This window comes from Kitasatospora sp. NPDC036934, from assembly GCF_055608425.1.
This window is the reverse complement of the sequence record NZ_JBVJQR010000003.1, coordinates 135,068-157,386: the sequence shown is the minus strand read 5'-3', so window position 1 is coordinate 157,386 and position 22,319 is coordinate 135,068. Positions and strand designations below refer to the sequence as shown.

Here is a 22,319-nt window from a genome sequence, read left to right as displayed (position 1 = left end):
GCGCCTACGCTGGGGAGAGGAGCGCCATCCGGACAGTGCCGTCCGGATGCCGCTGCGCTCCGCCGCCGGGGTGCCCACTCGCCCGCGTTGGCCGCCCCGGTGTGGCCCCGGGCCGGACGGCCGCCGAGGAGGTGCCAGGCCCGTGCCCGGAAGCGTCAACCTGCCCGGGATCGTCAAGCCACTGCCTGCCAAGTGGTTCGTCCAGCGCGACACCAACGCCGAGATGCGCTGGGAGGCGCTGCGCGACGCCGACGGCGGGGCCGCCGTCGGCCGGCACGTCCCGGTGGAACGGTTCTTCGTCCGCAACCACACCAGCACCCCGCTGATCGACCCGGACACCTGGCGGCTGCGGCTGTTCGGCAGCGGACTGCGCGGCGCCCCGGGGCCGGAGCGGGCGGTCGAGTTCGGCCTGGCCGACCTGCGGGCGCTGCCCGCCACCCGGACCGACGCGCTGATCGAGTGCGCCGGCAACGGCCGCAGCTACTTCCACCGCCAGCAGGGCCAGCGCGTCCCCGGCACCCCGTGGACGCTGGGCAGCGTCGGCTCGGCGGCCTGGCGGGGCGTACGGCTGGCCGAGGTGCTGCGGGCCGCCGGGCTGACCGACGGCGCGGTGGACGTGCTGCCGACCGGCCTGGACCCGGACTACGTCGTCGACGGCGTCAACCACGGCCCGGTGCGCCGCCCGCTGCCGATCACCAAGGCGCTGGACGACGCGCTGCTCGCGTACGAGATGAACGGGGAGCCGCTGAGCCCCGACCACGGTGCACCGGTGCGGCTGGTGGTGCCCGGCTGGGTCGGCATCGCTTCGATCAAGTGGGTCGGCGACATCGAGGTGGCCGACCACCCGCTCCACTCGCCCTGGAACACCGAGTTCTACCGGATGTTCGGCCCGGACCAGCCGCCCGGCGGCGGCGCCGCGCTCACCACCCAGGTGGTCAAGTCCGCCTTCGAACTGGCCGAGGGTGCGTGGCTGGAGGCCGGGCGCGAGCACCGGCTGCACGGCCGCTCGTGGTCCGGCACGGCTCCGGTGCGGCTGGTCGAGGTGAGCACCGACGGCGGCCGGAGCTGGCGGGCCGCCGAACTGGACGAGGAGCCGTCCGCCGGCGGCTGGACGCGCTGGAGCGCCACCTGGCGGCCCGACCGGCCCGGCCGCTACGAGCTTCGCGCCCGCGCGACGGACCAGCGGGGTGCCACCCAGCCCGAGCGGGCGGCGTTCAACCGCGAGGGCTACCTGTTCGGCGCGGTGGTGGCGCACCCGGTGACGGTCGGCTAGGCCCCTGCCCGGCCGCTCAGCCGGTGGACCGGACCTCGTACGGGGCCGGTCCGGTGGTCTGGACCTCGTACGGGGCCGGGTAGTGGGTCTCGTACGGGGTCAGCACCAGCCGCACCACGTCCTCCAGCCGCCGCCGGGCGTCCCCGAGGGTGGTGCGGCCGGTCACCCAGGCGGTCAGCTCGCCCTGCCAGGCGTGCGCCACGATGTGCCGCACCAGCTCGCTGGCCGCCGCCGGCACCTCGGCCGTCACCGCCTGGAGGGCAGTGCTGTCGGCCCGGGCCATGCCCTGCAGTGCCTCGCTGGCGAAGGGGTCGGTGGAGGCGGCGACGGCCACCCGTAGCCGCGCCAGTTCGGGCTGGCGCTGGTAGGCCCGCATCCCGCCCCGGACGAACCGGACCGCCCGGTCGGTGGCCCCCAGCCCGGCGCGCGGCCCCCGCAGCTCGGCCACCAGGTCCGCGAGCAGCAGGCGGTGCCACTCGGCGATCGCCGCCGCCAGGAGGTGGTCCTTGGAGGAGAAGTAGCGGTACGCCGTCCCCAGGGCGACTCCGGACCGCTCGCATACCTGCTTCATCTGGAGCCGCTCGACGCCGATCTCGTTCACCAGGGCGAGCGCGGCCGCGATCAGGCTTTCGCGGCGTTCGAGCTGACGCGGAGACATCGTCTCCACCGGCCGTGGTGACAGGTCAACCTTGGTCACCCGCACCATGATACGGGCCGGGGCCGCTCAGGAGTATGACGCCGACCGGCCCCCTTCCGTTCGCCCGGCGGCCACCGGGGTTCCGCCGGGGGCTCGTCGGGGCGCCCGGAGGTGTTGGTGGGGGCCTCCCCGGGGCCTCCCCGGGGAGGCCCCGGGGAGTTACGGCATCCTCCGGATCAGCGCCTCCTGGACGGCGGACGCCACCAGTCGGCCGTCCCGGTCGTAGAACTCGCCGAGCGACAGGCCCCGGCCGTCCGAGGCGGACGGGCTGCGCTGGGCGAACAGCAGCCACTCGTCGGCCCGGAACGGGCGGTGGAACCACATGGCGTGGTCCAGCGAGGTCATCAGCAGCCGGGGCGGCTCGGTGCGCTGGAAGAAGTTCGGCTGTTCGTGCAGCCCGGCGGTGGAGGCCAGGGTGAGGTCGGACAGGTAGGCGAGCGCGCAGGTGTGCAGCAGCGGGTCGGTGCCCGGCAGCGGGGTGGCGATGCGCAGCCAGACGAACTGCTGCGTCATCCCCGGGGTGGCCGGGGGCATGCCCGGGGCGTCCGGCGGCACGAAGCGCAGTTCGAGGTCGCGGAAGCCGTCGGTGGCCTTGATCGCGGTGCGCAGCTCCTCGTCCCAGTGCGAGAAGGCGTCCGGCAGGGTCTCCGGGCCGGGCAGCGGCGGCATCTCGCGGTGGCGGTCGCCGGCGGCCGGCTCGGGGAGCTTGAAGGAGGCGGTGAGGTCGAAGATCTCGTTCCGGTCCTGCACCGCGCGGACCCTGCGGGTGGCGTAGGTGAAGCCCTCGCGCAGCCGGTCGACCCGGTACTCGATCGGCCGGGTCGGGTCCCCGGGCAGCAGGAAGTAGCCGTGCAGCGAGTGCACCGTGCGCCTGGCGGCGCAGGTGCGCCCGGCGGCGGCGAGCGCCTGGGCGGCGACGTGTCCGCCGAAGGCGCGCATCGGTGCGCCGGCGTGGCAGTGGCCCCGGAACGTGTTCTCGTCCAGCTGCTCGATCTCCAGCAGTTCGGCGAACGGGGTGGCCGGGGCGGGCGCCTGCTCGGTCGGTCTCTGCTGTTCTGTCAGGTCGGTCACCGGCCCATAGTGGCAGAAGCCAACCGTGCGGTGGTGTGACTTGGGTAACGCTCTCCGCCTGTAGAACGTGTTCCAGTCTGGTGCCGGCCGGTCGGGATGTCGGAGCGGTCACCCGGGGTGCTCCGCACGACGTGGCCGAGGAAGCCCGGGAACTGCGGGACGTCTTCGCGGGCCGAGTAGGGGTGCTCGCGGGTCGAATGGGGCGTCAGGGCCTAGGGTGGGCGGGATTTCGGCCCCACCGCCCGTTGCCCCGGAGTACCCGTGCTGCACCTTCGCCTGATCGTCCCGCCCGACCTGCGCGGGCCGGTGCTCAACCGCCTTGACGACTCGGTCGGGGTGACCCACGTGGTGGTCCTGCCGGACGCGGCCGTCCGGCCCACCGGGGACGTGGTGCTCTGCGACGTGGCCCGGGAGTCGCTGGACGAGGTGCTGGGCGCACTGCGCGGGACGGGCCTGGTCGAGCGCGGGGCGATCGACGTCTCGACGCTCGACCTGGCCCTCTCGGCGGCGGCCGACGAGGCCGAACGGCTGGCCCCGGGCGACGGGGCCGACGCCCTGGTGTGGGAGTCGGTCTCCGAGATCACCCACGAGGAGTCCACCCTCACCTGGGTGTTCCTGGCCTTCCTCACCGTCGCCACCATGCTGGCGGCCTGCGGCTCGGTGCTGGACAGCGCCATCCTGGTGGTCGGCGCGATGGCCGTCGGCCCGGAGTTCGGACCGCTGGCCGGGCTCTGCGTGGCGCTCGTCCAGCGCCGGACCCGCCAGGCGCTGCGCTCGCTGAACGCCCTGGTGACGGGCTTCCTGGTGGCGATGGCGCTGACCGTGTGCTTCGCGCTGCTGATGGACGCTCTGGGGCTCTTCTCGGAGGCCAGGTTCGACGCCGCGCGCCCGAACACCTCCTTCATCTGGCAGCCGGACGCGACCTCGTTCGTGGTGGCCTTCCTGGCCGGCATCGCCGGACTGCTCTCGCTGACCTCCGCGAAGGCGGGCACCCTGGTGGGCGTCGCGATCTCGGTGACCACCGTGCCGGCCGCCGCCAATGCGGCGGTCGCCCTCGGGTACGGCAAGGTCGACCAGTTCTGGGGCTCCAGCGTGCAGTTGCTGCTGAACCTGCTGGGGATCGTGTTGGCCGGGGTGCTGACCCTGCTGGTGCAGGAGGCGGGCTGGGCGGTGATCCGGCGTCGGCGGGGGAGGGTGGAGCGATCGGAGGTCAACTGACAGAGTTCGACTGACAGCTTCAGCGAACAGATTTCAGCTTTCAGATTTCAGCGAACAGATTTCAGCTAACAGAATTTGAGATCTGTTCGCCTGGCTCCGCCGCCGGCTCCCGCACCTCCATCCGCCTCGCCACCAGCGGCTCGATGCCGCGCGGGGTGGCGGCGACGGCGCGCCACCACAGTCGCAGGGCCGGCGGGGCGGCGGGTTCGAAGGGCTTGCCGGGGCGGGGCACCGCCAGGTGGGCGCCGAGCGCCTGGGCGGCGGTGACCACGCGTTCGGCGGGCTCCTCCCAGGGGTGGATCGCCAGGTTGAAGGTGCACCAGTGGATCGGCAGCATCAGCTCGCCCCCCACGTCCAGGTGGGCCCGGACACCCTCCTCCGGGGTCATGTGCACCTCGGGCCAGAACTCGCTGTACGCGCCGACCTGCATCATCGTCGCGTCGAACGGACCGAGCCGGCGCCCGATCTCCGCGAAGCCCGGGAAGTAGCCGGTGTCCCCGCTGTGGAAGATCCGGTGCTCGCCGCCCGCGATCACCCACGACGCCCACAGGAACAGTGCGCTGGTACGCGGCCCGCGGCTGCAGTAGTGCCGGGCGGGCGTGGCGGTCAGGGTCAGCCCGGCGACCTCGGCCGACTCCCACCAGTCCAGTTCGACGATCCGCGCGGTCGGCACCCCCCAGTGCTCCAGGTGCGCCCCGACTCCGAGCGGGACCGCGAACACCGCGCCGCTGCCGATCAGGGCCCGCACGGTGCGCATGTCGAGGTGGTCGTAGTGGTCGTGGGAGATCACTACCACGTCCACCGGCCCGAGTTCGGACAGCGGCAGCGGCACCGGGTGCAGCCGCTTGGGCCCGGTCCAGTCGAACGGGGAGCAGCGCTCGCCCCAGACCGGGTCGATCAGGACGCGCCGTCCGCCGATCTCGGCGAGCACGGTGGCGTGACCGAGCCAGGTGAGCCGCAGGCCGGAGGCGGGCGGGGTGGCGAGGTCGACCGGGAGCAGCCGGTGCACAGGTACGGCGGCGGCCGGTGCCCGCCGGGACTTGTCCCCGCTCAGCTGGGCGAGGGTGATCTCCAGCGGGCTCCGTTCGTAGACCAGGCGGCGGGTCGGCACGGGGTTGCGGAAGGCGCCGTCGGCGAACTGGGGCGAGCGGAGGATCCGGGCCAGCCGCTCGCCCCGGGGCTCGGCCCCGAAGGCCTCGGTGCGGACCCGGTGCCAGGCGGCGCGGGGCAGCCCGGCCAGGCCGGGGACGGCGCGCTCCGGGCCGACGCGGCCGCGCACGGCACTGTCGGCGGCGGGTGCGGCGGGTGCGGCGGGTGCGGCGGGTGCGGCGGGTGCGGCCGGGCCGGCGGGCGGTGGGGCGAACTGTGCGGTCAGACCGGCGAGACGGGAGAACCACGAGACGGGGCGGGGCACGGCTCCTCCAGGGACGGTCACGGCTACCGGGCTGGCCGGGGCGCGTACCCCGGGGGCGAATGAGCCCCCTGGGGTACGACAACCATCTCGTCGGACGTTACTCGCCGTGGGCCGTTCGGACTCGGTGGAGGGCTCGGCACGGTCCAATCGGCGTACCCGGCGCCTGATGGACCGCCTGCCCGGCGTCCAGGCGCCCGGCCCACCCGCCCCCGGCGCGCCGCTACACGTAGAAGCGGGTGATGGCCTCCGCGACGCAGTGCGGCTTGGCGCTCTGCTCGCTGGTGATGGTGAACCGCACCACCGCCTGGACCCCGCCCGGTACCTCGGTGGCCGAGAGCAGTTCGGCGGTGGCCCGGATCGCCGTGCCCACCGGCACCGGGGCCGGGAAGCGCACCTTGTCCGAGCCGTAGTTGAGCGCCATCCGCACGCCCTCGACGCCGTAGCACTCCTTGGCCAGCACCGGGATCATCGACTGGGTCAGGTAGCCGTGCGCGATGGTCGAGCCGAACTGGCTCTCCTTGGCGCGCTCCGGGTCCACGTGGATCCACTGGTGGTCCCCGGTGGCCTCGGCGAAGAGGTCGATGGTCCGCTGGTCGATGGTGTGCCACTCGCTGGTGCCCAGTTCGGTGCCGACGGCGGCGGTCAGCTCGGCGAGGGAGGCGAAGGTCGTCACGGTGCGCTCCTGGAGGGGGACGGGCCCCGGGGCGGGGCCAGGACGCCGGAAGCGTATGCCTACCCGCCGGTACCTGTCAGGAGCGGAGTGCGAATCACCGGAGTGCGAAGCACCGGTGCGCATCACCGGAGCACGCACCGCGGGCTCGGGTCAGGGTCGGAGCAGCGGGCGCCCGAGCGGGCCGGGTGCCCCCGCGCCCCGGCCGGTCGGGCCCTGGCCGCCGGGGAACAGCCGCCGACCGCTGACCAGTTCCGGCACCAGCGCGATGAACAGCGGCTCCGGGTCGCCCACCCACGGCCGCAGCCCGGAGCGCAGCACCCGCCGCACCTGCTCGGGCTCGCTGACCGCCTCGGCCCGCCCGTGCACCAGCACGCTCCACCCGGTGCGGGTGACCGGGTCCAGCATGTCCGCCTGGAAGGCCACCACCGTGCCGTCAAGCCCGCGCGCGGTGGCACTTCCCCGGCGTACGGCGAGCACCAGCCGCCCGTCCAGGACCTCGAAGGAGACCGGCAGGACGGCCGGCAGTGCGTGCTCGGTGTACACCACGCGCCCGACGGGCACGGTGCTGAGCAGCCGCAGGCACTCGGCCTCGCTCAGGGTCTCCACACGGTCCTCACGCTCCATGCGTCCGATCGTCCTCGGTCGGCGCGTGCGTCGATAGGGCCCATGGTCCCTGAGCGGACGGGTCGGGAGCCCCGTCGGCGCCCGCCCGGAGCGGTAGCCTGCCCGGCGTCGGGATCGGTGGAGGGGCGGGCGGAGGAGGGGGCGGACGGATGGCCGGCGGGGTCGATCTGGTGGTGATCGGGGCGGACGGGGGGCCCGACCGGGCCTACGGCGGTTCAGCGCACGCTCCGGCGGGTGCCCGGCTGCTGGCCGAGGTGCTGCCCGGGATGTGCTTCGACACCGGCGCCGCGGGCTGCCGGGTGAGTGCCGTGGCGCCGGACGCGGACGCCAACGCCATGCTCACCGCCGTCCGGGACGCCGCCCAGCACCCCGGCCGCTGGCTGGTGGTCTGCCTGGTCGGCCAGTTGGTGGCCGACCCGCGCGGGCGTCGGCTCGCCCTGGTCACGCGCGGCAGCACGCCGGACAACGCGTACCGGCGCGGCCTGGCCTGGGACTGGGTGGTCAGCGCGATGGTGCACGGTGACCAGGAGGAGGCGCTGCTGCTGGTCGACGCGGTGGCCGATCGGGACACCTGGACGGCGCTGGAGCGGTCCGGTGAGGACAGCGCGGGTGAACTGCTCAGCTACTCCAGGGTCCCGCTGTGGGGCAGGATCGGCCGCTACGCCGTCGGCAGCCGCTACGCCCCGGGCAGACGCGGCCGGGACGCCGTACTGCCGGGCGAGGAGGGCTCGTTCAGCCGGGCGCTCACCACCGTCCTGCGGCAGGGTGTCCCGGGTGCCCCCGCGGCCGTCGGCCCGCTGGACCTCCAGCCCGCCGTGGCCGGGCTGCTCGACGGCGGTGATCCGTCCGGTAGTTCGGGTGCGCCGGGCGTGTGCCTGCTCGTTCCGCCGCAGGGCGGGCGCCTGTTGATGCGCAATCGGGCCGCCGTTCGGGGTGCATTGGCCGGATTGTCGCTTTCCGAAGAACTGTTGGCCGTTCTGTGGCGGGAAAGTGCCCCGACGGAACCGCCCTCCGCGTAAGGTCAGGGGGCCTGAGGTGTTGCCGTGATGGGGTGGGTTGGCGAAGAATCGATCCCCAGTGGAAACACCGGCGGGACTTCGGAAATTCTCCTGGCGGCCGTGGATCACGGATCGGCTCGGTCGCGACGAGGTGGGGCGATGCGGCAGCGCGGAAATGTGTTGCGCCCTGGGGCGGTTGGGACTGGCGGGGCGGTACTGGTGTTACTCCTCGGCGCTTGTGCGAGCGGTGGTGCCGGTGGTTCCGTCGATCGTCTGGGGTCGCCCGCGCCCACGGTTGCGGGAGTGGGCCCGTTAACTCCTTCGGGTGGTCCGGTAAACACCGCGATCGCGCCGACCGACGGCCCGGAAGGGGCGATGGGGCGGCTGGCCCTGAACACGTATCAGGACTGGTGGCGGGCGCAGACCGAGGCTTACGGGCGTACGGATTCGGACGGATCGGCGCTGGAGCAGTACTCCTCCGGGCGGGCGCTCTCGGACGTCCTGGTCGGCCTTCACCGACTCCACGACGCCAAAGTGGTGATGACCGGAGCGCCGCGCAATTCCGCGGTGGTGAAGGCGATCGATCTGAATGCCGATCCGCAGACCGCCGTGATCGAGGACTGCATCGATCTCTCGGGCTGGCACCGCGTCGATGCCGTCACCCGGGCGGCGAAGGATCCGGGCGGACGGTTGGACCGCTACGTCGCGACCGCCTCCCTGCGCAGGTTCCAAGCACATTGGCTGATCTACGAGTTCACACGGGAGGTGGACCGGACATGCTGAACGCGCGGAAACCGGCCGGACGATTCGCGGCCGTAGCGTCCTTGTCGGCCGGGTTGCTGCTGTCCTCGGTGGTGACGGCGACGGCGGACGAGCCGCCGAGCGGCGGGGCCGAACAGTGTTTCCCGAACGTGATCTGCGCGCACGCCGATTCCGGTGGATCGACCGCCACCGGGAATCCGGGCGGAAGCGGCGGAGGGTCGTCGGACAGCGGTTCGGACCTGTGCAGCTACCACGGCGTGCAGTGGGCGTGCTACGACCCTCAATGGGGCTCGTTCGACAGCGGCGAGGGCTGCTACTACCGTCAGCTGGACCAGCAGCCCCCGGCGGGCGACTCGGCCTGGGGCACCAACAAGCCCACCGACGGCTCGATCTACTCCAAGGTCTGCCCGCAGACCAACGGGGGCCAGGACGGCGCCCAGTTCGTGTTCGTGCCCACCGGGCAGCGGGTGAAGAGCGTGGCGGAGCTCAAGCGGGAGGCGAGGGACCAGGTCCACCTCCCGGTGCCGAAGGGCCGGATCGCGCCCGGCGGGACGGCGGTGGTCAACGCGCCGGTCTGGCTCTGGGCGGACGACGTGACGCCGCCCAAGGCCGGGTACGCCGCCTCCGGCGGGGTGACCGTCACCGTCACGGCCCGACTGACCGGCACCAGCTGGGACTTCGGCGCCGGCGGGACCAAGCAGTGCGCGAGCGCCGGGACGCCGTACGACCCCAAGTACCGGGGTGCCGAATCCCCGGACTGCGGCTACCTGTTCAAGGTCGGCTCGGGCACCCGGCAGAACGGCGTCTTCAGCGCCACGGTGTCGACCCACTGGGTGGCCGACGTGGTCGTCACGGGGCCGAAGCCGGAGAGCTACTCGCTCCCGCCCATGCAGCAGGACAGCGAACCCTTCGAGGTCAAGGTCGCCGAGGTGCAGGTCCTCAACTGACCGCGCTGAGCGAGCCGTTCGGCTACTGACGATCCGGAAAGCGTACGAGGGAAGGGCGGAACCCGGTGGAGAACCGTACATTCGCGACGCCGGGATCCGGCACACCGGCGGGTGCCGCGGTGTCCGTGGCGGTACCGGAGCAGCAGGAGCAGGGCCGGGGACGTGCCACGCCGCACACCCCCGGGCGGACCATGCGGGCCCGGCGCCGCCGCCCCGCGGTGCTGGCGATGGCCGTCGCGCTGATCGCGGCCGGCGGCCTCGGCGGCGCGGCGCTCTACAACAGCACCGGCCAGCGGGTCGCGGTGCTGGCGCTGGCCCGGGACGTGCCCTGGGGGCAGGTGATCACCGATGACGACCTGGTGGTCGCCCGGATCGCCGGCGACCCCGCGCTGCACCCCGTCTCCGCCCAGGACCGGGCCAAGGCGGTCGGCCTGCGGGCCGCCACCGACCTCAAGCGCGGCGCCATGCTGACCGGCGCGGACCTCGCCCAGGGCCTGACGGTGCAGCCCGGTCAGATCGTGGTCGGCGTCTCGGCCCGGCGCACCCAGCTGCCCGCCAGCCGGCTGCTGCCCGGGGTGCAGATCGTCGTGGTCAACACTCCCGACAACGGGCGGCCCGACTCGCTGGCCGCGACGGTCATCACGGTCGGCCGGGTGGACACCGACGGCAGCCAGGTGATCGACGTGGCGGTCGGTGCGGCGGACGGGCCCCGGTTGGCCCAGTGGGTGGCCGGCGGACGGATCCAGGTGCTGCTGGCGCCGCGGGCCACCACCCCGGGCGGGGCCTCGCCGGCCGCGCCCTCGGCGGCCCCCACCGGCACGGCGCCGTCCGGCGCGGCCACCACCGGGACGGCACCCACCGGGGCGGCCCCCACCGGCGGGGCCGGAGCGCCTTCGGCCCCGGTCGGAACGGGTGGCGCCTGATGGCGGTGATCGCGGTGGTCGGCGGCCCGGGCGCACCCGGGGCGACCACCACCGCCCTGGCGCTGCTGCTCGCCTGGCCGCTCCAGCCCGGCCGGCGGATCGTCCTGGTCGAAGCCGACCCGGACGGCGGCGCGGTGCTCGCCGGAGCCCTGGAGGGCCGGGTCGAGGCGGTGTACGGGCTGCGCAACCTGGCCGTCGCCGACCGGCGCGGGCTGCTCGCCCAGACCATCTGGGAGCAGCTGATCGACCTCTCGCCCGAGGGCAACGCCGAGCGGCTGCTGCTGCCCGGCCTCACCGACCCCGCCCAGGCCTCCGGCCTCACCTACACCTGGGAGCCGCTCGCCGAACTGCTGCACGGCATCGAGCAGCAGGGCTACGACGTCATCGTCGACCTCGGCCGCTCCGGCGCCACCGGGACCAGCGCGGTGCTCGCGCGGCGCGCCGACGCGGTGGCGGTGACGGTCCGCAGCACACTGCGCGGGCTCAGCGCCGCCCGCCCCAGGCTCGCCGCGCTCGGCGAGGACCTCGCCGCCGCCGGGACCGGCACGGACGCCCTCGGGCTGCTGCTGGTCGCGGAAGGCCCCTACTCGGGCGCGGAGGTGTCGCGCGAGTTCGGGCTGCCGCTGCTCGGGGTGCTGCCGCACGCCCCCCGCACCGCACGGGTGCTCTCCGACGGCGGGGACACCACCGACCGGCGGTTCATCCGCTCGGAGCTGATGCGCACGGCGCGCTCGGCGGCGGACGAGGTGCAGCTGCTGGTCCGCCGCCGGCGGGAGCGGCTCGCGCCCGGCGCGACGGCCGGGGCCGGGGCCGTCGCCGCGACGCTGGGCGCTCCCGTCGCCCCGGGTGGGTCGGGCGGGCCGGGCGGGGCTGGCGGGCCGGGCGGGGCTGGCGGGCCGGTTCCGGTCGCCGCGCCCGTACCGGTCGGGCCGGCGCCGGTGGGGCCCGTCGCTCCGGTGCCGCCCGCGCCGCAGGTGCCGGTGCCGGCGCCGTACGGGCAGGGCGTCCACGGGCAGTCGGCGTACGGGGAGGGCCAGGGCCAGCCGTCCTTCGCCCAGTCCGGCTACGGACAGCCCGGTTACGCCCAGTCCAGCCACACCCAGCCTGGTTACCCGCAGCCCGGTTACCCGCAGCCCGGCCACGCGCAGCGCGGCTACGGGCCGACGGCCCAGGGCCCGGGGGAGGGCGAGCCGCCCTCGTACGTCCCGCCGGTGATCACCACCGGCCCGGTCGCCCCGCTCGCCGGACTGGCGCCGCAGCCCGCCGCTCCGGCACCGTTCCCGGTGCACGTCCAGTCGGCCGGTCACGCCTCCGGTCAGGCGTCCGGTCACGGTTCCGGACCGGTGGACGAGGACGGCCAGTACCAGTTGCGGCAGCCGACGGTGACGAACCGTCAGGACGATGACCAGTACCCGAACAACCCCGGGGAGGTGCTCCGTGCGCGGTAGCCCCCTGCATCAGCGCCCGACGGCCGACCCGGCCGCCCTGCCCTGGGCCGCACCCGTACCGGCCACCGGGCAGCCGCAGTCCCATCCGCAGTCGCATCCGCAACAGCAGCAGGCGTACCAGCCCGTCGCCCCCGGGCCGGTCACCCCGGCCGCCGCCGGCTCGACGGCCGGGTCGACGGCCGGGCCCACCACGGTACCCTCCCAGCTGCCCTCGCTGGACGTGCGCGGCGCCGCCACCCGGCCGGCCGTCGATCCGCAGGTCGCGCGCGAGCTCAAGCGCCAGGTCGCGGCCGAACTGCACCAGCAGATCACCCGGTTGACCACCGCCTCCGGGGCCGAGCCGGACCGCGCCACCCGCCGCCAGCGCGGCCGGGCGCTGATCGAGGAGGCGGTCGCCCGCTGGTCCGACGCCTACGCCCAGACCCATGGCATCCCGCCCACCCGGGAGCAGGACCGCGCGCTCGCCGAGGCCGTCTTCGACCTGTTGTTCCGGGCCGGCCGGCTCCAGCCCTACCTGGACGACCCGGACATCGAGAACATCCTGGTCAACGGCTGTGACGACGTCTGGGTCTCCAAGGTGCACCAACCGCTGCGCCAGGTCCCGCCGGTGGCCGACAGTGACGCCGAACTCGTCGAGCTGCTCCAGGACTTGGCCCGGCAGCACGGCGGCGGCGAGCGCAGCCTGTCCACCGCCAGTCCGACCCTCGCCCTGCGTCTGGAGGGCGGCATGCGACTCCAGGCGCTCACCGAGGTGACGCCCCGCCCGTACGTGGCGATCCGGCGCCACCGCGTGGCCTCGGCGACGCTGCCGGAGATGGTCGAACTCGGCACCCTGGACAACACCTTGGCCGCCTTCCTGGCCGCCGCGATCAGGGCCCGGAAGAACGTGATGATCACCGGCACCCAGGGCGTCGGCAAGACCAGCCTGCTGCGCGCGATGGCCGCCGAGATCCCGCCGGACGAGCGGATCGGCACCCTGGAGTCGGAGTTCGAGCTCTGGCTGCACACCCTCGGCCACCTGCGCCAGGTCGTCCCGATGGAGGCCCGCGAGGGCAACGGTGAGCGCGTCGAGGGCCGCCTGGCCGGGGAGTTGACGCTCGGCGACCTCATCCCGGCCGCGCTGCGGATGACCCTCTCCCGGATCATCGTCGGCGAGGTCCGCTCCGGCGAGGTCGTCCCGATGCTGCGGGTCATGACCAACGGCGAGGGCGGCTCGATGTGCACCCTGCACGCCCGCGGCCCGCACATGGTGGTCGACCGGATCGCCGAACTCTGCCTGGAGTACGGCTCGCACATGACCGACGCGCTCGCCTACCGGCTCACCGCCAACGCCCTGGACCTCATCGTGCACGTCGCCATGGTCGACGAGACCGCCGTCGGCGGCCGCCGGCACCGCTTCGTCTCCCACGTCCTGGAGGTCACCGGCCTCGGCGAGAGCGGCCGGCCCGCCCTGAACACCGTCTTCGGCCCCCGGCCGGACCTCGGCGAGCCGCGGGCCGTCCCGCACACCCCGCCGCAGTGCCTGGACGACCTGCGCCGGGCCGGCTTCGACGCCTCCCTGCTCGGCTCCCGGTACGGGAGTTGGGCCGCCCCGCTGCAGCTGCGGATCGGCGGTGGCGCCCGGTGATGCTGCTCTTCGCCCTGTGCGGGCTGGCGGTCGCCGGCGGCCTGGTCGCCCTGGTGGCCTGGGCCCGCGGCAGCGAACCCGCCGCCGAGGACGGGCCCGCCCGCCGGGAGAACCCGCTGGCCGGCCGCGCCCACGTGTTCTGGTACGGCGCCCCCGGCAGCGCCTCGCTGCGGATGGTGCGACTGCGCCGGATCCAGCTGCCGCTGGCGCTCGTCGGCGGGCCGCTGGCCTGGCTGTTCACCGCCGTCCCGCTGACCGCGCTGCTGGTGCCGCTGGCCGTCTTCGGACTGCCCTGGCTGTTCGACACCACCCGCCCGGACACCCATCGGATCGAGCGGCTGGAGGCGCTCTCCGAGTGGACCCAGCGGATCGCCGACGTGCTGCTGCTCGGCGTCGGCCTCAACCAAGCCATCGTCACCAGCCGCCGCACCGCCCCCGCCGCCCTGGAGGACGAGATCGGCGAACTCGCCGCCCGGCTGCAGGCCCGCTGGCGGCCCGAGGAGGCCCTGCACGCCTTCGCCGACAGCCTGGCCGACGCCACCGCCGACAAGGTGCTCGCCGCGCTCGTGCTGCGGGCGGGGGACAGCGGACCGGGCCTGGCCCGGACGCTCTCCGACATGGCCGACTCGGTGCGCGAGGAGGTCCGCCAGCGCCGCGCCATCGAGGCCGACCGGGCCAAGCACCGCACCACCATCCGCTGGCTGGTCGGCATCATCGTGCTGGTCGTCACCGTCGGTTCCTTCAACACCGAGTACACCCGCCCGTACGGGACCTTCCTCGGTCAGATCGTGCTCGCCGTGGTCGCCGCCCTGTTCGTCGCGATCATCGCCTGGATGCGGGCCCTGGCCTCGCACCCGCCGGTGCCCCGGCTGCTCACCCCGGACCGGCGCAGCAAGGGCGGGCGCCGCCTCGGCTCCGCCCCGGCCCGCGGGTCCGCGCCGGAGCCGGCCGAGCAGCTCGGGGAGGTCCGGTGATCTCCCCCTGGGCCGTGCTGGCCGGTGCCGTCGCGGCCGGTGGCATCGCTCTGCTGATCGCCGAACTGCGGCCCGCACCACCGGACCTAAGCCAGGCGCTGGACCGGCTGCACCGCACCCCGGCGGACCGCGAACCGGACCCGGACGAGCGGCCGCGCTGGTACGACCGGATCGGCGAGCGCTCGCTCACCCTGCGCGGGATGACGATCCCGCGCCGCGAACTCGCCCTGATCGGCCGCACTCCGGCCCGGTTCATGGTGCACAAGCTGCTGTTCGCCGCGCTCGGCCTGCTGCTGCCCGCCTACCTGGGTGCGATGGCCGTGCTGATGGACGTCGGACTGCCGTTCGCCCTGCCGCTGGTCGCCGGGCCGCTGCTGGCCGGGCTGCTCTGGTTCGTCCCGGACGCCGTGGTGCGCGGCGAGGCCAAGGAGGCCCGCACCGAGTACCTGCACGGCATCGCCGCCTACCTGGAGCTCGTCGCCCTGGAGCGGGCCGCCGACTGCGGACCGGCCGAGGCGCTGCGCCGGGCCGCCTCGGTCGGGCAGGGCGCGGTGTTCCGGCGGATCCGCGACGCCCTGGAGCGGGCCGCCACCGACCGGCTCCCGCCGTGGGCCGGACTCGACGCGCTGGCAGAGGAGTTGGGACTCAGCCCGCTCCAGGACGTGGCCGACATCATGCGGCTGTCCGGCACCGACGGCGCCGCCGTGTACGACACCCTGCGGGCCCGCTCCAAGGGCCTGCGCGGCGAACTGCTCGCCGAGGACCTGGCCCGCGCCAACGCCGACAGCGAGCGGATGGTCGCCCCCGGCGCGGCACTGACCCTGCTGATGACCGTCCTGATCGTCTTCCCGGCGCTCCACCAGATGCTCAACTGACCTGCCCGATTGAGTAGCTGACACCACATCACACGTTTTGGAGACCCCGATGACCGTACGACTCGTCCAGCTGGCGGGCCGGGTGCTGCGGCCCGTCCTGCTGCCGGTGCAGTTCGCCCTGCTGCTGTTCACCCTGCGGCTGGGCCGGCTGCGCGCTGCCCGGGCGCGCGGCGACCGTGGCGCGATCAGCATCGAACTCGCCCTCGCCATCATCGCGTTGGTGTTCGTCGCGGGGGCCGTCGCGACCGCGCTCTACCTGCTGAAGGACAAGGTGGTCACCAAGGTCGAGCAGGACCCGAACCTGCCCGGCGGCGCGGGTGGCGCCACCAAGTGACCGGCCTGCTTCGCCTGCTCCGCCGCCGCGGCGACCGGGGGTCGATGTCCATCAGCCTGGCCATCGTCTTCCCGGTCGTCCTACTGCTCCTGCTGCTCGTCGTCCAGGCCGCGCTGATCTGGTACGACCGGCAGGTCGCGCTCACCGCCGCCCGCGAGGGCGTGGACGCCGGCCGGGTGCAGGGCGTCGCGAAGGAGCAGGTGAAGAACGAGGCCGCCCGGCGGCAGGCCGGGGACTTCCTGGATCGGCAGGGCGTGCACGGGTACCGGGTGTGGACGGACGGCAGCACGGACGAGACCATCAAGGTCACCGTGGAGCTGACACCCCCGCTGCTGATACCGGGGCTCACCGGCCCCAGCCTCCGCCAGTTCGCCGAGGCGCCGCGCGAGCGCTTCGTCCCGCCGGTGGTGACGCCGTGAGGCGCGCGGATGCCGGCGACGCGGGCCGGGGACGGCCCCGCGACGCCGCGCGGTCGGGGTCGGGACGGCGGTCGGGCCGGGGGCCGGGACGGCGGACGGATGAGCGGCTGGGCGAGCGGTCGGGACGGCGGACGGATGAGCGGCTGGGCGAGCGGTCGGGACGGCGGGCGCGGTGGTGGCGGTTGCTGCGTCGGCCGGACCGGGGCGGGATCGCGATCGAAGCGGCGATCGTCGTCCCGGGTGTGGTCGGGCTGGTCCTGCTGGCGATCGCCGCCGGACGGGTGCAGACCGCGGCCGGCACCGTGGAGGCCGCGGCCCGCACCGGGGCCCGGACCGGCTCGCTGCAGCGCAGCGACGCCGAGGGGGACAAGGCGGCCAAGGAGTCCGCCCTCGCGGCGCTGGGCCAGCAGGGCGTGGCCTGCCGCACCTCGCGCGTGGACGTCGAGCGGGGCGTGTTGGACCTGACGGACGGCCAGGTGCGGACCATCAGAGTCACCGTGTACTGCGAGGTCGAACTCGCCGACCTGGTCGGCGGACCGTCCGGTGTGCCGGTGACGAAGCAGCTCCGGGGGGAGTTCACCTCCGTGTTGGACCGCTACCGCGGCACATGACGGCGGCGACCGGCGGCGCGCGGCCCGCAACGGGCGCGGCAGGGGGATTGGGGACGGCCCGTGCGGGGGAGACGCAAGCGGAGAGCGCTCGGGGGATGACACAACGGCACCGAAGGGCGCCCGGTGGGGAGCCGGTGGGGAGGCATCGTGCGGATCGGGGGGAGGAGGTGCGCGTGTTGAGTCGACTGCGGGGTCGTGGTCCCCGCCCGGCCGGGCGGCGGTCCGACCGGGGCGCGGTCGCCCTCTTTGTGGCGATCTGCGCGGCCTACCTGGTGCTCGTCATCGCGCTGGTGATCGACGCGGGCGGCCGACTGCGGGTCGCCGAACGCACCGACGCCTGCGCCCAGGAGGCCGCGCGGGTCGGCGGACAGCAGCTCGACCAGGCGGCGGTGCTCCAGGGGAAGGGCTTCAAGGTCCAGCGGGCCTACGTCCAGCAGGCCGTCGACGCCTATCTTCGCACCTGCGATCTGCGGGGCGGCGACGTCACGTTCTCCAGCGAGGACGAGGTCGTCACCGTCACCGTGCAGGCCGACTACCGGCCGGTGCTGCTGGGCGCCCTCGGGGAGCGGAAGGTAACGGGCAGGGGCAGTGCGACCCTCGTCCACGGAGTCGAGAAAGCGGAGACCGACTGATGGCCGCGCCACGTGCCAAGGACAAGGCCCGTACCGCCCAGGCCCGTACCGGCGGGCCCGGCACCGGCCCGGGCGGAACCGAGAAGGACGGGATGCGAACCGTGAGGGGGCACGCCCGCGGGCGCCGGGCCGGACGCGGCCGCAGCGGCGCGCTGGTCACCGCGCTCGCCGCGCTGGTCACCCTGCTGGCCCTGCTGATCGGCGTCCCCGCCCTGCTGCTGTACGGCACCCAGGCGGTCGCCTCGATGGGCGAGGTGGCCACCGGCGGGGTGGGCGAGGCGCTCACCAGCCCGGACGACGGCCGACTGTTCCTCTGGCTGCTGGTGGTGGTCGGCTGGCTGGCCTGGGCGTGCTTCGCGCTCTCCGTCCTGCTGGAGGTTCCCGCCCAGCTGCGCGGCCGGATCGCCCGCCGGATCCCGGCCTTCGGCTGGAGCCAGCGGCTCGCCGCCGGGCTGGTCGGTTCGGTGCTCGCGCTGCTGCCGGTGGCCGGCTCGGCCTTCGCGGCGGTGCCCGAACTGGCCCACGCCCCCGCCGCCCAGGCGCAGTTGACCCCCGGGGTGCAGCGGGCCGCGCTGCCCGCAGCCCAGCCCGCACCCGCCCTCGCCCCGGCGGCGGACCAGCACCCCACCTACACGGTGCGGGACAGTCGGCCGGCGGACAGCCTGTGGTCCATCGCGGAGCGCCAACTGGGCTCCGGGGAACGCTGGGTGGAGATCGCCAAGCTCAACGAGGGCCGGGCGATGGACGATTCCGGCGTCCGCTTCGACGCGGAGCGGCCGATCCAGCCCGGCTGGGAACTGCTGATGCCGGCCGACGCCAAGCCGGACGGCGCCCGGGCCCCCGCACAGGCGCCCGCCCCTGCCCCTGCCCCTGCCCCGGCGCCCGGCCAGGCGCAGACCCCGGCTCCGGCGCAGGTGCCGCAGGCCGGGACGGAGCCGACGGCGGGCGGCCCGAAGACGGTGACCGTCCAGTCCGGGGACAGCCTGTCCGCGATCGCCCAGCGGGAGCTGGGGGACGCCGAGGCCTGGCCGAAGCTGTTCGATGCCAACAAGGGCGTGCAGGCGCCGGACGGGGAGCGGCTGACCGATCCGGACGTGTTGGAGCCGGGAATGCTGCTCACCGTGCCCGGTACGGCCGCACCGGCCGACCAGACGCCCGCGCCCGCACCTTCGGCCACTCCCGCACCGGCCACCACGCCCGAGCAGGCGCCCGCGCCCGCTCCGGCCGCGACACCCGCTCCGGCCACCACGCCCGAGCAGACCCCGGCCACCCAGGCCCCGGCGCCGAACCACACCCCCGCCCACACCCCGGCGCCCGCCCCCGCCGCACACGCCGACCCGGCGCCCAGCGACGACTACAGCGTCGCCCTCGCCGCCTCCACCGTGGGCGTACTGCTCGCCGCCGTCATGGTCGGCACCGTCGCCTACAAGCGCGGCACCCAGCTGCGCGGCCGCCGCCCCGGGCACCGGATCGCGATGCCCGACGCCGAGGCCGCCGCCTTCGAGAACGAGCTGATGGTCCGCCAGGACCGGGCCGGCCTGGAACTGCTGGACCGCGCCCTGCGCACCCTGGCCCGCAACACCCTGCGCGGTGGCAAGCGGCTGCCCGCGATCGTCGCGGCCCGGATCACCCCCGACCACACCATCGAGCTGCACCTCTCCGGCCCGGCCACCCCGATCGCCCCGTTCCGCGCCGCGCACGCCGCCAACGTCTGGTGGTGCAGCGAGGAGTCCGGCGACCTGCTGAGCCCTGCCCAGGCCCGCAAGACCGCCGCGCCCTACCCCGCGCTGGTCACCCTCGGCACCTCGCCGGACGGCTCGGTGGTGCTCGCCGACCTGGAGGCCGTCCGGCTGCTCCACCTGTCCGGGCACCCCGACGACGCCCGCGCCGTGCTGCGCACCCTCGCCATCGAACTCGCCCACAGCCCGCTGGCCGACCGGCTTCACCTGCACCTGGTGGACCTCGCTGAGGAGGTGCCGATCAGCGGACCGGCCGCCGAGCGGGTCCACCGCCACCCGACCCTGGAGGCGGCGCTCGCCGCCCTCGGCCCGCGCACCGCCAAGGCCCGGGCCACCCTGGTCGCGGCCGAGGCCGCCAGTCCGCGCGAGGCCCGCAGCCGGGGCCAGGCGGACGAGTCCTGGGTGCCCGAGATCGTCCTCTGCGCCCAGCAGCCCGGCGGCGACACCCCCGCCGAGCTCGGCCGCCTGCTGGACGCCCGGCCGCGCACCTGCGTCGCCGTGATCACCCGCGCCCCGGAGCGCGGCACCGGACCGGTGGCCCGCTGGACCCTGCCCACCACCGGCCAGGCCGCCGTCCCCGGCCTGCATCTGACCGTCGAGCTCCAGCGACTGGACGACCACCAGTACGACCAGGTCGCCGAACTGCTCCGGGCCGCCGACGACACCACTCAGCACCCGGCGCCCGCCTGGACCCTGGACGGTCCCGGACTCGACCCGGACGAGGACCCTGACACCACCGAACTGCCCTACGCCGTACCGGTGCTGGCCGCCGTCGGCGCCCCGGGCGGGACGGCCGAGGAGGGGACCGGGGCGGCTGCCGGGCCCCGGCTGCCGGCCCGGGTGATCGGGACCGGCGCCAGCCCGTTCGCGGGCACTGACCCGGTGGCGCCCGCGCCCGTGCCCGGTCCCGCGCCTGCTGTGCCTGTTCCCGGTCCCGCGTCCCTGCCGGCTCCGGTGCCGGCCGGGTCGACGCGGTCCGCCGTCAACGGACAGGGGCGGCAGGCGGCCACCGGGACGGAGCAGCCCGCCGACGAGGCCACCCGGGACCTTCGGCTGCCGGGCGCACCTGCCGAGTCGGCCGAGCCGGAGCCGGCGGAGGACGCCGCGGAGGACGCCGCGGAGGCGGTCGGGGGTGGCGAGGCGGCCCCGGCGGAGGCATCGGCCGCGCTGCTTCCCGTCCAGCCCGTGCAGCCGGTGGCCCCGCAGATGTCCGCAGCTCCCGCGGTGCCGGTGGTGCCGATGGTGTCGGCGGTTCCCGCGGCGCGGGTCGAGCCCGCGCCGACGCACCAGAGCGCGCCCGCGCCCACCGGCACCGATCCGCGCGTGCCGACCCGTCCGGAGGCCGCCCCCGGCCCGTCCGGCTCCTCCGGTTCGTCCGGCTCCTTCGGCTCCTCCGGTGCTGATCAGGAGGCGACGGTCGAGCCCGGCCCGGCCGCCACCGCGCCGGTCGCCCGGGCCACCGCCGGCCGCAGCGACTGCGACGACCTGCTCGCCATCCTCCGCTCCCCGGAGGCCCACACCCCGCGCAACGCCCCCCGGATCCGGCTGCTCGGCCCGGTCGACGTGGCCGGCACCCCGGGCGCCGTCGAACCCGGCGCGCTGCCCCGGCTCACCGAACTCGCCGTCTACCTCGCGCTGCGGCCCGGTGCCGACCACCACGCGCTCGACCACGACCTCCACCCGGGCGCCGCCCACCTCGACCCGCACCCCACCGCGTCCGATGCCAAGAGCCCGCTCCCGGCCAAACTCGCCGACCTGGCGGCCTGGTTCGGCACCACGCCCGACGGTCGCGCCTACCTGCCCACCGACACCACCGACGGCTACACCTTCGCCCCGACCGTCACCTGCGACTGGGACGAGTTCCGCAGCCTCTACCGACGCGGCATGCGCAGCACCAGTGCCACCGCGGACGCCGCCCTCGCCCACGCCCTGGCCCTGGTCCGCGGCGCCCCGTTCGCCGAGGCCCCGCCCGCGTCCTTCGGCTGGGCCGAGGCGGAGCGCCAGGACATGATCGCCGCGATCGTCGACACCGCCCACGAACTGGCCGCCCGCCGCCTCCAGTACGGCGACCACCGCAGCGCGGAGGCCGCCGTCTTCCGCGGCCTGGCCGTCGCCCCGGACGTCGAACTCCTGCACCGGGACCTCTTCTACGCCTACGCCTCGGCGGGCGCGCGGGACCAGCTGCTGCGCGCCGTCAACCGCCTCGACGCACTGAGCCGCCGCACCGGCCGGGACCTGGACGCCGACACCGTCGCCCTGCTGCGCGACCTGCTCGCCGGGTCCTGAACCGGCCCGCCGCCCGCCCGGTCACCCCTGATCCGTTGATCCGTCCGATCCGGTAGGGGTGACCGGGTGGTCGTCATTCCCGGGGCGTCGTACACCAGGGCGCGGGAGTGTGGTCAGGCGCTGCGCAGCCAGGCGTCGAGCGTGCTGAAGTCGGCTTCAGCGAGGCCGACTTGGTGGTCGACGCGGAGGAGCAGGGTGGGGGCGGGGGAGTGGGCCTCGATCCAGCGGCGGTCGGCCCCGGTGATCTCGTCGTCCACCCAGGCGAACGGACGGCCGGCGGCCCAGTCGACCAAGGCGCTGGTCTTCCAGTGCAGTTGGGCTCCTCTTCCGATGCCGTTGCCCGGTTCATCCGCTTCGTCCGCCGCCGGCCGGTCCAGGTACGGCAGTCGGGGCAGGCCCAGCCGGGGTGAGAGGCAATCGTTGGCGTCCGTCAACCAGGTGGTGGCCCAGACCAGTTCGCAGGGCAGGGCGAGCAGCCGCCGGCCCAGGCCCGGGTCCACCCGGGCCGCCAGCGGATTGCCGTCCGGCCCCGCGCCGGGGCCGGGGTAGGTGGGGTAGCCGCCCGGGGGCGGGGCGCCGAAGGGGATCAGCGGGCCGTCGACGTCGAGGAACAGCAGGGGCGGGCCGGAACCGGTCATGACGGCACGATAGCCACCGGTGCGGGGGGTGCGGCGCGTCGATCGGCACCCGGCCTGGCTCGGGTGTGCCGGGATCTCGTAGGGTGGCGCGCACGGGACGTGGTGGCAGGCACCACGAGAGCAAGGGCATCAGACG

Annotated in this window: 21 protein-coding genes; 15 read left to right on the top strand and 6 right to left on the bottom strand. The window is 75.1% G+C overall.

The genetic code is table 11. The features are described from left to right. Window positions 1-46: 46 nt before the first annotated feature. A complete protein-coding gene (locus ACZ7BZ_RS05805; protein WP_470357271.1) occupies window positions 47-1,273 on the top strand; it encodes a sulfite oxidase in 1,227 nt (408 codons plus the stop codon). A gap of 16 nt (window positions 1,274-1,289) precedes the next feature. On the opposite strand, the gene ACZ7BZ_RS05800 is transcribed toward ACZ7BZ_RS05805, so the two are convergent. Both ACZ7BZ_RS05800 and ACZ7BZ_RS05795 read right to left on the bottom strand, forming a co-directional pair. Next, window positions 1,290-1,970: a TetR/AcrR family transcriptional regulator gene (locus ACZ7BZ_RS05800; protein ID WP_380456420.1), complete on the bottom strand. Its 681-nt coding sequence runs from the start codon at window positions 1,968-1,970 to the stop codon at window positions 1,290-1,292. A 159-nt stretch (window positions 1,971-2,129) separates the two neighbouring features. After that, on the bottom strand, window positions 2,130-3,041 hold the full coding sequence (locus ACZ7BZ_RS05795; RefSeq protein ID WP_470357270.1) for an acyl-CoA thioesterase: 912 nt from the start codon (window positions 3,039-3,041) through the stop codon (window positions 2,130-2,132). Between the two features lie 261 nt (window positions 3,042-3,302). Between ACZ7BZ_RS05795 and ACZ7BZ_RS05790 the strand changes: the two genes are divergently transcribed. After that, on the top strand, window positions 3,303-4,259 hold the full coding sequence (locus ACZ7BZ_RS05790) for a DUF389 domain-containing protein (protein WP_470357269.1): 957 nt from the start codon (window positions 3,303-3,305) through the stop codon (window positions 4,257-4,259). A gap of 61 nt (window positions 4,260-4,320) precedes the next feature. Here ACZ7BZ_RS05790 and ACZ7BZ_RS05785 read toward each other — a convergent pair whose 3' ends face one another. From ACZ7BZ_RS05785 to ACZ7BZ_RS05775, 3 genes are all read right to left on the bottom strand, one after another. Continuing rightward, window positions 4,321-5,499 (bottom strand): MBL fold metallo-hydrolase, encoded by a 1,179-nt coding sequence (locus ACZ7BZ_RS05785; RefSeq protein WP_470357542.1) that lies wholly within the window; start codon window positions 5,497-5,499, stop codon window positions 4,321-4,323. A gap of 394 nt (window positions 5,500-5,893) precedes the next feature. Next, window positions 5,894-6,346, bottom strand: a complete 453-nt coding sequence (locus tag ACZ7BZ_RS05780) for a MaoC family dehydratase (protein ID WP_465747718.1) — start codon at window positions 6,344-6,346, stop codon at window positions 5,894-5,896. 150 nt (window positions 6,347-6,496) lie between these two features. Continuing rightward, a complete protein-coding gene (locus ACZ7BZ_RS05775; RefSeq protein ID WP_470357268.1) occupies window positions 6,497-6,970 on the bottom strand; it encodes a pyridoxamine 5'-phosphate oxidase family protein in 474 nt (157 codons plus the stop codon). Between the two features lie 149 nt (window positions 6,971-7,119). Between ACZ7BZ_RS05775 and ACZ7BZ_RS05770 the strand changes: the two genes are divergently transcribed. The 13 genes from ACZ7BZ_RS05770 to ACZ7BZ_RS05710 all read left to right on the top strand — a co-directional run bounded on the left by ACZ7BZ_RS05770 (window position 7,120) and on the right by ACZ7BZ_RS05710 (window position 21,545). Further along, a complete protein-coding gene (locus tag ACZ7BZ_RS05770) occupies window positions 7,120-7,989 on the top strand; it encodes a hypothetical protein (protein WP_470357267.1) in 870 nt (289 codons plus the stop codon). Between the two features lie 282 nt (window positions 7,990-8,271). After that, window positions 8,272-8,751, top strand: a complete 480-nt coding sequence (locus tag ACZ7BZ_RS05765) for a hypothetical protein (RefSeq protein WP_470357266.1) — start codon at window positions 8,272-8,274, stop codon at window positions 8,749-8,751. Continuing rightward, window positions 8,745-9,677, top strand: a complete 933-nt coding sequence (locus ACZ7BZ_RS05760) for a hypothetical protein (protein WP_470357265.1) — start codon at window positions 8,745-8,747, stop codon at window positions 9,675-9,677. The genes ACZ7BZ_RS05765 and ACZ7BZ_RS05760 overlap by 7 nt, the downstream gene beginning before the upstream one ends. Window positions 9,678-9,796: 119 nt before the next feature. Further along, a complete protein-coding gene (locus ACZ7BZ_RS05755) occupies window positions 9,797-10,600 on the top strand; it encodes an SAF domain-containing protein (RefSeq protein ID WP_470357264.1) in 804 nt (267 codons plus the stop codon). Further along, on the top strand, window positions 10,600-12,048 hold the full coding sequence (locus tag ACZ7BZ_RS05750; protein WP_470357263.1) for a CpaE-like family protein: 1,449 nt from the start codon (window positions 10,600-10,602) through the stop codon (window positions 12,046-12,048). Before ACZ7BZ_RS05755 ends, ACZ7BZ_RS05750 begins: the two co-directional genes overlap by 1 nt. Continuing rightward, complete coding sequence (locus ACZ7BZ_RS05745; RefSeq protein ID WP_470357262.1) at window positions 12,038-13,675, top strand: CpaF family protein; 1,638 nt, start codon at window positions 12,038-12,040, stop codon at window positions 13,673-13,675. Before ACZ7BZ_RS05750 ends, ACZ7BZ_RS05745 begins: the two co-directional genes overlap by 11 nt. After that, on the top strand, window positions 13,675-14,649 hold the full coding sequence (locus ACZ7BZ_RS05740; protein WP_470357261.1) for a type II secretion system F family protein: 975 nt from the start codon (window positions 13,675-13,677) through the stop codon (window positions 14,647-14,649). Before ACZ7BZ_RS05745 ends, ACZ7BZ_RS05740 begins: the two co-directional genes overlap by 1 nt. Continuing rightward, the gene (locus ACZ7BZ_RS05735; RefSeq protein ID WP_470357259.1) at window positions 14,646-15,524 is read left to right on the top strand and encodes a hypothetical protein; all 879 of its coding nucleotides are present in this window, start codon (window positions 14,646-14,648) and stop codon (window positions 15,522-15,524) included. The genes ACZ7BZ_RS05740 and ACZ7BZ_RS05735 overlap by 4 nt, the downstream gene beginning before the upstream one ends. 49 nt (window positions 15,525-15,573) lie before the next feature. Then, on the top strand, window positions 15,574-15,858 hold the full coding sequence (locus tag ACZ7BZ_RS05730; protein ID WP_470357258.1) for a hypothetical protein: 285 nt from the start codon (window positions 15,574-15,576) through the stop codon (window positions 15,856-15,858). Beyond that, complete coding sequence (locus ACZ7BZ_RS05725) at window positions 15,855-16,277, top strand: TadE/TadG family type IV pilus assembly protein (protein WP_470357257.1); 423 nt, start codon at window positions 15,855-15,857, stop codon at window positions 16,275-16,277. Before ACZ7BZ_RS05730 ends, ACZ7BZ_RS05725 begins: the two co-directional genes overlap by 4 nt. Window positions 16,278-16,459: 182 nt before the next feature. Then, window positions 16,460-16,888: a TadE/TadG family type IV pilus assembly protein gene (locus ACZ7BZ_RS05720; RefSeq protein ID WP_470357256.1), complete on the top strand. Its 429-nt coding sequence runs from the start codon at window positions 16,460-16,462 to the stop codon at window positions 16,886-16,888. A 173-nt stretch (window positions 16,889-17,061) separates the two neighbouring features. Then, window positions 17,062-17,520 carry a TadE/TadG family type IV pilus assembly protein gene (locus ACZ7BZ_RS05715; protein ID WP_470357255.1) on the top strand — a complete coding sequence of 153 codons (459 nt, stop codon included), beginning with the start codon at window positions 17,062-17,064 and terminating at the stop codon, window positions 17,518-17,520. Next, the gene (locus tag ACZ7BZ_RS05710) at window positions 17,520-21,545 is read left to right on the top strand and encodes a LysM peptidoglycan-binding domain-containing protein (RefSeq protein WP_470357254.1); all 4,026 of its coding nucleotides are present in this window, start codon (window positions 17,520-17,522) and stop codon (window positions 21,543-21,545) included. The genes ACZ7BZ_RS05715 and ACZ7BZ_RS05710 overlap by 1 nt, the downstream gene beginning before the upstream one ends. A gap of 113 nt (window positions 21,546-21,658) precedes the next feature. Here the strand turns inward: ACZ7BZ_RS05710 and ACZ7BZ_RS05705 are convergent, their stop codons facing one another. After that, window positions 21,659-22,183, bottom strand: a complete 525-nt coding sequence (locus ACZ7BZ_RS05705; protein WP_470357253.1) for an HAD domain-containing protein — start codon at window positions 22,181-22,183, stop codon at window positions 21,659-21,661. Between the last annotated feature and the right edge of the window lie 136 nt (window positions 22,184-22,319).